Source organism: Streptomyces sp. NBC_01092, assembly GCF_045039535.1.
Classification (GTDB): domain Bacteria; phylum Actinomycetota; class Actinomycetes; order Streptomycetales; family Streptomycetaceae; genus Streptomyces.
Window position 1 is genome coordinate 8,048,343 of sequence record NZ_CP108659.1, and the last position, 13,932, is coordinate 8,062,274.

7 protein-coding genes are annotated in these 13,932 nt (G+C 70.3%); 4 read left to right on the forward strand and 3 right to left on the reverse strand.

The genetic code is table 11. The annotated features are described in order from the left end of the window. Positions 1-114 precede the first annotated feature (114 nt). From OG254_RS36510 to OG254_RS36525, 4 genes are all read left to right on the forward strand, one after another. Positions 115-6,972 carry a polymorphic toxin-type HINT domain-containing protein gene (locus OG254_RS36510; RefSeq protein ID WP_405590498.1) on the forward strand — a complete coding sequence of 2,286 codons (6,858 nt, stop codon included), beginning with the start codon at positions 115-117 and terminating at the stop codon, positions 6,970-6,972. Further along, positions 6,962-7,420: a hypothetical protein gene (locus tag OG254_RS36515; RefSeq protein WP_405590501.1), complete on the forward strand. Its 459-nt coding sequence runs from the start codon at positions 6,962-6,964 to the stop codon at positions 7,418-7,420. The genes OG254_RS36510 and OG254_RS36515 overlap by 11 nt, the downstream gene beginning before the upstream one ends. Before the next feature lie 122 nt (positions 7,421-7,542). Further along, positions 7,543-8,559 carry a hypothetical protein gene (locus OG254_RS36520; protein ID WP_405590503.1) on the forward strand — a complete coding sequence of 339 codons (1,017 nt, stop codon included), beginning with the start codon at positions 7,543-7,545 and terminating at the stop codon, positions 8,557-8,559. Positions 8,560-8,610: 51 nt separating this feature from the next. Next, positions 8,611-8,994: a hypothetical protein gene (locus tag OG254_RS36525; RefSeq protein ID WP_405590506.1), complete on the forward strand. Its 384-nt coding sequence runs from the start codon at positions 8,611-8,613 to the stop codon at positions 8,992-8,994. A gap of 59 nt (positions 8,995-9,053) precedes the next feature. Here the strand turns inward: OG254_RS36525 and OG254_RS36530 are convergent, their stop codons facing one another. The 3 genes from OG254_RS36530 to OG254_RS36540 all read right to left on the reverse strand — a co-directional run bounded on the left by OG254_RS36530 (position 9,054) and on the right by OG254_RS36540 (position 13,872). Further along, a complete protein-coding gene (locus tag OG254_RS36530) occupies positions 9,054-11,183 on the reverse strand; it encodes a 3-hydroxyacyl-CoA dehydrogenase NAD-binding domain-containing protein (RefSeq protein WP_405590509.1) in 2,130 nt (709 codons plus the stop codon). After that, on the reverse strand, positions 11,180-12,400 hold the full coding sequence (locus OG254_RS36535) for an acetyl-CoA C-acyltransferase (RefSeq protein WP_351186442.1): 1,221 nt from the start codon (positions 12,398-12,400) through the stop codon (positions 11,180-11,182). The genes OG254_RS36530 and OG254_RS36535 overlap by 4 nt, the downstream gene beginning before the upstream one ends. A 182-nt stretch (positions 12,401-12,582) precedes the next feature. After that, positions 12,583-13,872 carry a ribonuclease D gene (locus OG254_RS36540; protein WP_405590512.1) on the reverse strand — a complete coding sequence of 430 codons (1,290 nt, stop codon included), beginning with the start codon at positions 13,870-13,872 and terminating at the stop codon, positions 12,583-12,585. Between the last annotated feature and the right edge of the window lie 60 nt (positions 13,873-13,932).

A 13,932-nucleotide genomic window follows, 5' to 3' on the forward strand; every position in this document is an offset into this window, starting at 1 on the left:
CGATCCCGCGCGGCCGGTATGTGAGCGAAGACGAGGGGAACGATGAGGGATACGGCACGAGCGGGCCGGGTGGCTCGGTGGAGACGGAAGGCCGCGCTGGCTTCCGGAATCGTGATGGTCGCGACCCTGCTCCAGTCAGTCGCCGCCCCCGCGAGCGCGGGTGCCGTGGCGGACGACGGGCGGGGTCGGCCGGTGTTGCCGAAGGCGGAGCGGCCGGTGGCCGGTGCCGCGGCGAAGGTGAAGCCCCGTGACGTCGCGCGCGGACCGCGCACCCCGCGCACCGCTCCGAAGGCCGCATGGCCGAAGGCGGGTTCGGGGCGGGTGAACATCGCCGGGACCCCGGCGGGCGCGAAGGGTGCGGCTCCGGCTCCGGTGAAGGCTGGGAAGCTGCCGGTCTCCGTCGGCGCGGCCAAGGCTCGCGGTGCCGCCGGTGCGGTGCAGGTCGAGCTGGCGGGGCGGGCACAGGCTGCGCGGGCCGCGGTCGACGGGCTGCTCGTGACGCTCGCCCCCGAGCGGGCGGGCTTCACCGAAGGCGCGGCTCGGGTGCGTCTCGACTACCGCGCCATCACCCAGACCTACGGCGGTGGCTACGGCGCCCGGCTCACCCTGGTCCAGCTGCCCGCCTGTGTCCTGAAGACTCCGGAGCAGGCCAAGTGCCGTACCCAGAAGCCGGTCGAGGCCGTGAACGACACGGAGGGCGGCGCGCTCACCGCCCCGTCCGTGCGGCTCAGCTCCGCGCAGCCGACCGTGCTCGCCGCGGTGGCGGACGACAGCGCGGCCACCGGTGACTACAAGGCGACCACGCTCGCTCCGTCCTCGACCTGGCAGACCAACCTCAACACCGGCGACTTCGCCTGGTCCTACGACATGGGCGTCCCCGAGGTGCCGGGCGGCCTGAAGCCGAGCATCGGACTGGGCTACTCCTCCGGCTCGGTCGACGGGCGGACCGGCGAGACCAACAACCAGTCCTCCTGGATCGGCAGCGGCTTCGACATGTGGCCGGGCTATATCGAGCGCCGCTACAAGCCGTGCGCCGAGGACGGCGTCGAGAACAGCGACGGGATGAAGCCCGGCGATCTGTGCTGGGGTTACGACAACGCCTTCATCAGCTTCAACGGCAAGGGCGGCGAGCTCGTCCCCACCGGCACCGACGGAGAGTTCAAGCTCCGCCAGGACGACGGCACTCGCATCGCGCGGCTGACGTCCACCGACCGGGGCAACGGTGACGACAACGGCGAGTACTGGCGGCTGACCGATCCCGACGGTGTGCGCTACTACTTCGGCTACCACCGGCTGCCCGGCTGGGCCGACGGCAAGAAGACCACCAACTCCGCCTGGACCACCCCCGTCTTCGGCGACGACGCGAACGAACCCTGCCACGCGTCCGCCTTCGCCGACTCCTGGTGCCAGCAGGCCTGGCGCTGGAACCTCGACTACGTCGTCGACCCGCGCGGCAACGCCATCGCCTACAACTACAGCCAGGAGAAGAACTCCTACGGCCGCAACCTGAAGGCCGCCGACGACACCCGCTACACCCGTGGCGGATACCTCGACGAGATCCAGTACGGGCTGAAGTCGTCGTCGATGTACGCGACTCCGGCGCTCGCGAAGGTCACCCTCACCAACGCCGAACGCTGCCTGCCGGACGCGCAGACCACCTGCTCGTCGATCACCGGCGACTCCGCGTACTGGTACGACACACCGTGGGACCTCAACTGCGACGAGGGCAAGGACTGCGACAACGGCCGCCTCTCGCCCACGTTCTGGACACGCAAGCGCCTGACCGGCGTGACCACGCAGGTCATCGACGCCGCCGGCGCCTACCAGAGCGTCGACTCCTGGAAGCTGACCCACCGCTGGGGCATGGCGGACATCGACTACCAGCTGCTGCTCGACTCGATCCAGCACACCGGCCACACCGCCACGCCCGCGATCACGCTGCCGAAGACCACCTTCGACTACGTCCAGCTGGCGAACCGGCTCGACAAGACCGGTGACGGCTTCGCACCGTTCATCAAGTCCCGGCTGGCCACGATCGCCGACGAGTACGGCGGTCAGATCGACGTCAGCTACTCGGCACCGGCCTGTGACTGGGCCGCACTGCCCACCCCGCAGACCAACACCACGCGCTGTTTCCCGCAATACATCGGCGGCAGCGCCACGGACGACCCCGACCGGCACTGGTTCAACAAGTACGTCGTCACCTCCGTCACCGCGACCGACCGCACCGGCGGGGCGCCCGACCAGCTCACCCGGTACGAGTACCTGGGCGCAGCCGCCTGGCACTACGACGATGACGACGGGCTGACCAAGGAGAAGTCCAAGACCTGGTCCCAGTGGCGCGGCTACGGCCAGGTGCGCGTCAAGACCGGCGGTCAGGGCGGCGACGCGGCCATGAAGTCGCAGACCGACACGTACTTCCTGCGCGGCATGGACGGCGACCGCGAGTCCCCGACCGGCGGCACCAAGAACGTGAGCGTCGGCCTCGGCGAGGGCGAGGGCGAGGGCGACCCGATCACCGACCACGAGGCGTTCGCCGGCACCGCCTACAAGACGGTCGGCTACTCCGGCAACGGCGGCCGGGTCCTCACCAAGACCGTGAACCGTCCCTGGTACCACCAGACCGCGAAGAAGACCCGCGACTGGGGCACGGTCACCGCCAACTTCACCGGCATCGGCCACACCAAGGCCTGGACCTCCCTGGACGACGGGGCGGGCGCGTCCTGGCGGACCACCTCCACCGCCACGTCGTACGACACCGTGGCCGGACGAGTCACCCAGGTCGACGACCTCGGCGACAACTCCACCGCGGCCGACAACCGCTGCACCCGCACCACGTACGCCACCAACACCACCGACAACATCCTGAACCTGCCCGCTCGGGTGGAGACGGTCGCCAAGGCATGCGACGACCCGGTCGACCGTGCCAAGGAGGTCATCTCCGACGTCCGCTCGGCCTACGACGGCGGCGCCTACGGCGCGGCCCCGACCAAGGGCAGCGTCACGGCGACGGCCCTGCTGAAGAAGCACGACGGCACCACCGCCACCTACCTGGAGTCCGGAGCCACCTTCGACTCCTACGGCCGGGTCCTCACCAGCACCGACCTGACCGCGAACGTCACGGTCACGGGCACGGGCGCTCCGGTACGCACCGCGCGCACCGACGGCCGCACGACCACCACCGAGCGCACACCGACCACCGGCTTCGTCACGAAGACGGTGGCGACCACGCCGCCGGCCAAGCCCGGGGACGCGACCACGGCTCTGGCGAACACCACGAACCACGGCGCGCGCGGGCTGCCGCTGACCCAGACGGACGCCAACGGCAAGGTGACCACCTTCGCCTACGACGCCCTCGGTCGCACCACCAAGGTGTGGCTCGCCGACCGCCAGACCACGCTGACCCCCAGCTACGAGTTCGACTACCTCGTCACCGACGGCCAGCCGGTCGCGGTCGCCACCAAGGCGCTCGGTACCAACGGCAGCCAGGTCACCGCGTACAGCCTGTACGACGGGTTCCTGCGCCAGCGGCAGACGCAGAAGCCGGGCCCCGACGGCGGGCGGCTGCTCTCCGACGTCTTCTACGACGAGCGCGGCCTGGTCGGCAAGACCTACGAGACCTACTACGCCACGAGCGCACCCTCGCGCACCCTGTTCAAGCCGGCGGACGCGCTCTCGGTCGAGACCCAGACGCGGACCACGTTCGACGGCATGGGCCGCCCCACGGTGAGCGAGCAGATCGCCGGCAACGGCGACGGCGGTCCCGTGCTCGGCACCACCCGCACCCTCTACGGCGGCGACCGCACCACGGTCATCCCGCCGGAGGGCGGCACCGCCACCACGACCGTCACCGACGGCCGCGGGCGCACCACCGAGCTGCGCCAGCACCACACCCGGTCCGCGCAGGCCGCCTTCGACACCACCCGCTACACCTACACCCCGCGCGGCGAGCTGGAGAAGCTGACCGACCCGGCCGGCAACGTCTGGAGCTACACCTACGACCTGCTCGGCAACCTCAGGACGACCGTCGACCCGGACAAGGGCCCCGGCTCCACCGAGTACGACGACCACGGCCAGGTCCTGTCCATCTCCGACGACCGGGCCACCGACCTCTACTACGTCCACGACGGCCTCGGCCGGCAGACCGAGCTGCGGGAGAACAGCGCCACGGGCAAGCTGCGCGCCAAGTGGGTCTACGACACCATCAGCGGCGCGAAGGGCCACCTGGCCGAGTCCACCCGCTACGTCGGCTCCGACGCGTACACCAACAAGGTCGTCGCCTACGACCGGCTCTACCGCCCGCTGCGCTCGACCGTGACGATCCCCGCGAGCGAGGGAGCGCTCGCCGGCACCTATCTGTCGGCCACCGCGTTCAACGTGGACGGTTCGGTGCGCTCGACCGGCTCCCCGGCCGCCGGCGCCCTGCCCGCCACCACGGTGGCGTTCACCTACGAGGAGCAGACCCAGCGGCCGATCGCCCTCAGCGGCAGCCAGGGAATCGACGTCACCACCAGCCACAGCCTCACCGGCAAGCCGCTCCAGTTCGAACTGTCGAACAACGGCGGCAAGAAGACCTGGGTGACCAACTCCTACGAGTGGGGCACCCAGCGGCTGGCCACCTCCCGGGTGGACCGTCAGGACGTGCCGGGCGTCGACCGGAGCAACACCTACGGCTACGACCGGATGGGCAACATCCTGTCCGTCTCGGACGTCTCCCGTGCCGGTACGGACACCCAGTGCTTCACGTACGACCACCTGCGCCGGATGACGACGGCCTGGTCCCAGGCCACGACCACCTGTGCCGCGTCCCCCGGCGGGCAGACCGTCGGCGGCCCCGCGCCGTACTGGCACTCCTACACCTACGACAAGGTGGGCAACCGGGAGACCGAGACCCTGCACGACGTCACCGGTGACACGGCGAAGAACACCGTGCGCACCTACGACTACCCGGACCCGGGCAAGCCGCGTCCGCACGCCGTGAACACGGTGACCCAGACCGGGCCCGGCGGCACCGCGCAGGACTCCTACGGCTACGACGTGGTCGGCAACACCGACACCCGCACCCTCGCGGGCACCACCCAGGATCTCGACTGGGACGCCGAGGGCCACCTGGTCAAGGTGACCAAGCCGGTCGAGGGCAAGCCGGACGACATCACCGAGTACGTCTACGACGCGGCCGGCAACCGGCTCATCGCCCGCACCTCGAAGGAGAACACGCTCTACCTCGGCGCCACCCGGATCACCGTGGCCAAGGGCGGCACCACCGCCGAGGCCACCCGCACCCTGGACCTCGGCAGCGGGCACCAGGCCGTGATCGACAACGACGGCTCGGTCTCGTTCACCGTCGCCGACCACCAGGGGTCGGGACAGCTCGCGGTCGAGGCGGCGAACCAGCAGCTGACGCAGCGTCGCACCCTGCCCTTCGGCGGAGCCCGCGGCGCCGAGCCGAGCAGCTGGCCCGGTGTGCAGGGCTTCGTCGGCGGCGTCGACGACAGCGAGTCCACCGGGTTGCAGCACCTGGGCGCCCGTGAGTACGACCCGGCGACCGGGCGGTTCCTGTCGGTCGACCCGCTGCTCACCCCGGGCGACCCACAGGCGCTGAACGGCTATGCCTACAGCAACAACAGCCCGCTCACCTTCAGCGACCCCGACGGTCTGGGCTGCATCCACGGCGCGCCCGGCGGCGGAGCGGACGGTATCTGCGCGGGCGTCGAAGGCGACACCGACGGCGTCATCGACGGCAACTCCAACAACTGCCAGCGAACGCAGTCCTGTTACGGCACCGCCGTCAAGATGTCGCAGGAGGCCAGGCGGAACGGCACCTACGGCAAGAAGCCGATCGTCATCCAGCCCAAGGGTGACTCGATCACCATCCAGGGCGTCTACATCCCGACCCAGGCCCAACTCGCCGAGCACTTCCCGTACTACCACGAGCGTCTGGACTACCAGCACAACCTGCAGAACTGGGCGCGAGCCCGGTGCTCGGGCCTGAACGTCGCGGGCTCGGAGTTCTGCTCCGCGGTGGGCAAGCTCGGCTGGTTCGGCGACCAGAACGGGCCGGGGATCCTGGAGGTCCTGGGCGTCGACGACTACGTCGGCTGTGCGCAGGGTTCCGGCAGCGCCTGCAAGGCCGCGGCGGTCGACGCGGGCATCGCGGTCGGCACCGGTCTGCTCGGCAAGGGCGCCAAGATCGTCTTCAAGGGCTTCAAAGCGGCCCTGAAGAAGACGGACTCCATCCCCATCCAGTGCCTCGTCGGAGGCGGCCGGCACAGCTTCACGCCGGGCACGCACGTGCTGATGTCCGACGGGTCCACCAAGCCCATCGAGGACGTCCGGCTCGGCGACGAGATCGTGGTCACCGACCCGCAGAGCGGTCGGACCACGACGCGGACCGTGGTCGCCACCATCATCACCACGGACGACAAGCACTTCGTCGACCTCACGGTCTCCCGCGAGGGCGCCCGTGGCACCGAGTCGCTGACCTCCACGACGACGCACCCGTTCTGGTCCCCCTCCGAGGGCACCTGGATCGACGCCGGACACCTCGCACCGGGCATGACGCTGCGCACGGTCGACGGCGGCACGGTCCGGGTCGAGAAGACCCGGGAGTTCCACAAGCTCCAGCGCACGCACGACCTCACCATCGACGACATCCACACCTATTACGTCGTCGCCGGTACGACCCCGCTCCTCGTCCACAACGACGACGGCGGGTTCGACTGGGAAAAGGGTCTCGCGGAGATGAAGGAGACCTGGGACAACGGCGACCTCGACGACGACGGCAAGCACTCCCCGCGCGGCAACCAGGCCGAGAACAAGGAGTTCAGGGACGCGCTGAAGAAGATCGAGGGCGAACTCGGACGGGACGTCAGCCCCGCTGAGCGCCGCATGCTGCACGACCGGATCACCGGCCGTGGCTACGGCTACCATCGCATCGTCGAGGAAGGCAGGGGGTTGTTCGGTGGCTGCTGAGACCCGGGCGGGCGAGATCGCCGGGATCCTGACGGGCGCGGTCGTCCGTTCCGTCGGCAGGGCCGCGGACATGGGGGTCGTGGAGTTCGACGGCCCTCGGGGCGAGACCGTCATGGCCCATATGCAGTGCCCGTTCCGCATCGTGCAGGACGGGACGATCCTGCTGGGGTCCGCGGACATGCGCTACCCGCAGAAGGGGGCCGGAGCACAGGCGTTCGACGAGTTCCGCATGATCTACGACGCCCGGGCCGCCAAGCTCAACGCGATTCTCGGCGAGCTGAAGCCCGCCGTCGTGGACGTGAGCGTCGGCGAGGCGGGTGAGCTCACCGTGAGCTGGGAGCCCGCGTTCCGGCTCGTGGCGTTCCCCGACTGCTCGGGGCAGATCGAGGCCTGGCGGGTGCTGGTCCGTGGGGGAGCGCACCACGGGTTCCCACCGGACACCGTCTGACCCGTTCCTGATCCACTCGGCCCCCGCTTCCGTGTCACCGCGGAGCGGGGGCCGACCCGTGTCCGGTCCCGAGGAGCGGGGGCGGGACACGAGCACCGGCTCGCCCCGCATATGGTGATCCGGTGAACGGCGACTGGCTCATCCGCGGCCGTGACGGCCGCCTCAGCGTCTATTTGCCGACCGAGGACGCCGTCCTGTGCCGGGCGGAACTCGGCCCCGGCGGCCCCTGGGAACTCCCGCGCAAGGTCGGCGGCGACCAGAAGCTGCGCCCCGGCGCCGGTATCGGCCAGGGCGCCGACGCGTACGCCCATCTGGCCGCCTGGCGCCCCACCAGGGCGGGCGAGGCGGGCCTGGTGCACTCCACGCACTTCCGGCCGCGTCTTGCCCCGCTGGACTGGATGTCCATCGGCCACCCGGACAAGGCCGGCGACCGCACCGGCACGCCCGCCGTCACGGTCGACGCGCAGGGCCGGGCGCATGTCTTCGTGCGCAACCGGGAGGGCGGCGTGAGCATGCGCGGCCAGAAGGAGGTGGGCGGCTGGGGCCCCTGGCGCGACCTCAAGGGGCGTGAGGTCGACGACCGGCTGGCCGCCGTGACGGGAGAGTCGGGGCGCGTCGAGCTGTACGCGGCCGTGCCCGGGGCCCTCGTGCACTGGCGGCAGGAGAAGCCGGGCAGCGTCCCGGTCCTGGAGGAGGCGATGGAGACGCCGGTACGCGCGGGCACCCTGCAGGCGCTGGCCACCTCCGCGGAGAACACGACCCTCTTCTACGCCGACGACTCCGGAGACCTGTGCGCCTGGCGCCCCGGCACCAAGCCGGTGACCCTCCTGACGTCCGCGGGCCCCGGCCCGGTCGCCGCGATCCGCTGCCAACTCGACGGCCACGACTGCACGCTGCTCGCCCAGCGCTCGGCGAGCGGCCGCGTCGCCTTCGCCGCGTACCCGACCGAGCAGGAGTCGGCGGGGGCGTGGTGGACGGAGTCGGGGCCACAGCTCCCGGCGGACGCGCTGGTGGCGCTGGCGGTCGACGAGGACGAGCGGGTCGTGGCGGCGACAATGTCACCGTCGACGGGCCAACTCCTGGTCACCAGACGCAAGGACGAGCCGGGGCTGGCCTTGGAGGCTTGGCGGGAGGTCTGACCGCCGTAATTCGCAGGACCGTTCGGGCTCCTGTGCGCCAGGATGACCATCATGGACACGGAAAGCCTGGTCGAGGTCTGGCGGCGGATCCTGGCGCCCTCAGGGGCCTCGTGGGTGCTCTTCGAGCACGGGACGTGCGTGGTGTTGAAGGAGCCCGCGGGAGACCTCGCGGGACAGGCCTTGGGGATCCTCGGCGAGTTCGGCCCGGTGCACGTGGGCTCTCCGGCCGGTGACTTCAACGTACTCACGCTCAAGGACGACCTGGGCTGGCTGGTCACCGGGCATCACTCTGACGTCGTCACCTACGTCGCCCTCGACGAGCCCGTCGACCCGTCGCATCTGGCCATCGGCATCCACGGCCGCGCCAAGCGCCACCAGGACGGCACGGACCTCTGGGTCGTCCATGTGGAGGACCGGCGCCCGGCCGTCAGCTGAGAACGCCGGTGCCCCGCACACCAGGAGGCGTGCGGGGCACCGGCGTTCGGTGCTGGCGCTTACGCCGGGACGCTCGCCACGCCCGGTGCCAGGAACTTCTTGCCGTTCACGCGCTCCGAGACGCCCTCGCTGTCCAGGTACGGCGTGATGCCGCCCAGGTGGAAGGGCCAGCCGGCGCCCGTGATCAGGCAGAGGTCGATGTCCTGGGCCTCGGCGACGACGCCCTCGTCGAGCATCAGACCGATCTCCTGGGCCACCGCGTCCAGGACACGGTCGCGGACCTGCTCCTCGGTCAGGACGACATCGCCCTGCTTCAGGAGCGCGGCGACCTCCGGGTCCAGCTCCGGCTTCCCGGAGTCGTAGACGTAGAAGCCGCGCTTGCCCGCCTTGACGACGGCCGCGAGGTTCGGGGACACCGTGAAGCGGTCCGGGAAGGCCCGGTTGAGGGTCTCCGAGACGTGCAGACCGATCGCGGGACCGACCAGCTCCAGGAGCACCAGCGGCGACATCGGCAGACCCAGCGGCTCGACCGCCTTCTCGGCGACCTCGACCGACGTGCCCTCGTCGATGACGTTCTGGATCTCGCCCATGAAGCGGGTGAGGATGCGGTTCACGACGAACGCCGGGGCGTCCTTCACCAGAACCGCCGTCTTCTTCAGCTTCTTGGCGACGGCGAAGGCCGTGGCCAGGGAGGCGTCGTCCGTCTTCTCGCCGCGGACGATCTCCAGGAGCGGCAGGATCGCGACCGGGTTGAAGAAGTGGAAGCCGACGACCCGCTCGGGGTTCTTCAGCTTCGACGCCATCTCCGAGACGGAGAGGGAGGAGGTGTTCGTCGCGAGGATCGCGTGCGCCGGTGCGACCGCCTCGACCTCGGCGAACACCTGCTGCTTGACGCCGATCTCCTCGAACACGGCCTCGATGATGAAGTCCGCGTCCGCGAAGCCCTCGGCCTTGTCCAGGACGCCGGTCACCAGCGCCTTGAGGCGGTTGGCCTTGTCCTGGTTGATACGGCCCTTGCCGAGCAGCTTCTCGATCTCGGCGTGGACGTAGCCCACACCCTTGTCGACGCGCTCCTGGTCGATGTCGGTCAGGACGACCGGCACCTCCAGGCGGCGCAGGAAGAGCAGGGCGAGCTGCGAGGCCATGAGGCCCGCACCCACGACACCGACCTTGGTGACCGGGCGCGCCAGGTTCTTGTCCGGCGCACCGGCCGGACGCTTGCCGCGCTTCTGCACCAGGTTGAAGGCGTAGATGCCGGCACGCAGTTCGCCACCCATGATCAGGTCGGCGAGCGCCTTGTCCTCGGCGTCATAGCCCTGCTGGAGGTCGCCGTTCTTGGCGGCGGCGATGATGTCCAGCGCACGGTAGGCGGCCGGAGCGGCGCCGTGCACCTTGGAGTCCGCGATGAAACGGCCCTTGGCGACGGCCTGGTCCCAGGCCTCACCGCGGTCGATCACCGGGCGCTCGACCTCGACGTCGCCCTTCAGGACGGACGCGGTCCAGATCAGCGACTGCTCCAGGAAGTCGGCGCCCTCGAAGATGGCGTCGGCGATGCCCAGGTCGAAGACCTGCTGGCCCTTGAGCTGCTTGTTCTGGTTGAGGCTGTTCTCGATGATCACCGAGACGGCCTTGTCGGCGCCGATCAGGTTCGGCAGGATCGTGCAGCCGCCCCAGCCGGGAACCAGGCCGAGGAAGACCTCGGGGAGCGAGAAGGCCGGGAGCGCCTTCGAGACGGTGCGGTACTTGCAGTGCAGACCGACCTCGACGCCACCGCCCATGGCGGCGCCGTTGTAGTACGCGAAGGTCGGGACCGCGATACCGGCGAGGCGCTTGAAGACCTCGTGGCCGCCCTTGCCGATGGCCAGCGCGTCCTTGTGCTCCTTCAGCAGCTCGACGCCCTTGAGGTCGGCGCCGACGGCGAAGATGAACGGCTTGCCGGTGATGCCGACGCCGACGATGTCACCGGCCGCGGCCTCCGCCTCGACCTGGTCGATGGCGGTGTCGAGGTTGGCCAGCGACTGCGGGCCGAAGGTGGTCGGCTTGGTGTGGTCGAAGCCGTTGTCCAGCGTGATGAGCGCGAAGCGCCCGGCGCCGAACGGCAGGTCGAGGTGGCGTACGTGCGCGGACGTCACGACCTCGTCGGGGAACAGCTCGGCCGCACCCTTCAAAAGCTCAGCGGTGGTGCTCACTTGCTGCCTCCGTCGAAATTCGGGTTCTCCCAGATGACCGTCGCGCCCATGCCGAAGCCGACGCACATGGTGGTCAGGCCGTAGCGGACGTTCGGCTGCTCCTCGAACTGACGGGCCAGCTGCGTCATGAGACGCACGCCCGACGAGGCCAGCGGGTGGCCGAAGGCGATGGCGCCGCCGTACTGGTTGACGCGCTCGTCGTCGTCCGCGATGCCGTAGTGGTCGAGGAAGGCCAGGACCTGGACGGCGAAGGCCTCGTTGACCTCGAAGAGGTTGATGTCCTCGATGGACAGGCCCGCCTTGGCGAGGGCCTTCTCCGTGGCCGGGATCGGGCCGTAGCCCATGACCTCCGGCTCGACGCCCGCGAAGGCGTAGGAGACGAGGCGCATCTTCACCGGGAGGTTGTTCTCACGGGCGAAGTCCTCGGACGCGATGATCGAGGCGGTGGCACCGTCGTTCAGACCGGCCGCGTTACCCGCGGTGACCCGGCCGTGGACGCGGAACGGCGTCTTCAGACCGGAGAGGTTCTCCAGGGTGGTCCCCGGGCGCATCGGCTCGTCGGCGGTCACGAGACCCCAGCCGGTCTCACCGGCCTCCGGGTTCGTACGACGCACCGAGATCGGCACCAGGTCGGCCTGGATCTTGCCGTTGGCGTACGCCTTGGCGGCCTTCTCCTGCGAGCGCACCGCGTACTCGTCGGCGCGCTGCTTGGTGATGTGCGGGTAGCGGTCGTGCAGGTTCTCGGCGGTCATGCCCATGAACAGGGCGGACTCGTCGACCAGCTTCTCGCTGACGAAGCGCGGGTTCGGGTCCACGCCCTCGCCCATCGGGTGGCGGCCCATGTGCTCGACACCACCGGCGATGACGGCGTCGTAGGCGCCGAAGGCGATGGAGCCCGCGACCGTCGTGACGGCGGTCAGGGCGCCGGCGCACATACGGTCGACGGAGTAGCCGGGCACCGACTGGGGGAGACCGGCGAGGATGCCGGCCGTGCGGCCGATGGTCAGGCCCTGGTCGCCGATCTGCGTGGTCGCGGCGATGGCGACCTCGTCGATCTGCTTCGGGTCGAGACCCGGGTTGCGGCGCAGCAGCTCCCGGATCGCCTTCACGACGAGGTCGTCGGCGCGGGTCTCGTGGTAGATGCCCTTCGGGCCCGCCTTGCCGAACGGGGTGCGGACGCCGTCGACGAAGACGACGTCCCTGAGGCTACGAGGCACGATGGCTCTCCTCCAGAAGTGCGGGACGCTGAGCGCTTGCTCATGGCCATGCTACTTATGAGTAACGTAGCTGCACAGTCCTGGAGAGGGGAGCGGCGAAGGTCACATCCTTGGGTGCGTGCTCTCGGAAGATCTTGGCCTGATCTCGACGTAGACGCCCCCTTGGGGGCGCAGGGAACCTCTCACGACGGCGGGGCGGTCAGGGCAGCCACCAGAACCGGCGTGACCTGCTCGACCTGCCAGGCCCGAGCCCCATAACCGGCCAGCGCCTGCGCGACCGACTCGGCGTCGACCACCTTCGGCGGCTCCCAGCAGACCCGCCGCACGGTGTCGGGAGTGATCAGGTTCTCCTGAGGCATGTTGAGCTGCTCGGCCAGTGTGGACACGGCGGCCCGAGCCGCGGACAACCGAGCCGCGGCAACAGGGTCCTTGTCGGCCCAGGCCCGCGGCGGCGGAGGCCCGGTCACCGGCTGCCCGGGTGCCGGCAACTGCGACTCGGTCATCGCCTTCGCGCGGTCGACGGCTGCCTGCCACTGCTCCAGCTGCCGCCGGCCCATGCGGTGCCCGAAGCCGTTGAGCGCGGCCAGCGCATGCACATTGCCCGGCACGGCGAGCGCGGCCTCGACGATCGCCGCGTCGCTGAGCACCTTGCCCGGCGACACGTCCCGCTTCTGGGCGATCCGGTCGCGCGTCTGCCACAGCTCCCGCACGACACCGAGCTGCCGGCGTCTGCGCACCTTGTGCATCCCGGACGTCCGCCGCCAGGGATCCTTGCGCGGCTCGGCGGGCGGCGCCGACGCGATCGCGTCGAACTCCTGGTGCGCCCACTCCAGCTTCCCCTGCCGGTCCAGCTCCTTCTCCAGCGCGTCGCGCAGATCCACGAGCAGTTCGACGTCCAGCGTCGCGTAGCGCAGCCAGGGCTCGGGCAGCGGCCGGGTCGACCAGTCGACGGCCGAGTGCCCCTTCTCCAGGACGAACCCGAGCACGCCCTCGACCATCGCGCCGAGGCCGACCCGGGGGAACCCGGCGAGCCGGCCGGCCAGCTCGGTGTCGAACAGCCGGGTCGGCACCATGCCTATTTCGCGCAGACAGGGCAGATCCTGGGTGGCGGCGTGCAGCACCCACTCCACTCCGGACAGGGCTTCGCCGAGGCCGGACAGGTCGGGGCAGGCGACGGGGTCGATCAGCGCGGAACCGGCGCCCGCGCGGCGCAGCTGCACGAGATAGGCACGCTGGCCGTAGCGGTAGCCGGACGCGCGTTCGGCGTCGACGGCGACGGGGCCCGAGCCCGCGGTGAAGGCGGCGATCACCTCGGCGAGCGCGGCCTCGTCGGCGATCACGGGCGGAATGCCCTCACGGGGTTCCAGCAAAGGGGTCGGCGCCTCCGTAACAGAAGATCCATCGTCTTCCGGAGGGGCGCCTCCGGTGGTTCGCAGTGAACTGTCTGCTGCGGTTTCTTGGGCGTCGGTCACATGTCAAGGGTATCTGTGTATGGACAGCGCCCGCCGATGGAACGTTCCGTCGGCGGGCGC

Bases quoted from the DNA above. Each gene is read 5' to 3' on its own strand.
- OG254_RS36510 (WP_405590498.1), top strand. From the start codon at position 115: ATGGTCGCGACCCTGCTCCAGTCAGTCGCCGCCCCCGCGAGCGCGGGT.
- OG254_RS36525 (WP_405590506.1), top strand. From the start codon at position 8,611: ATGGACACGGAAAGCCTGGTCGAGGTCTGGCGGCGGATCCTGGCGCCC.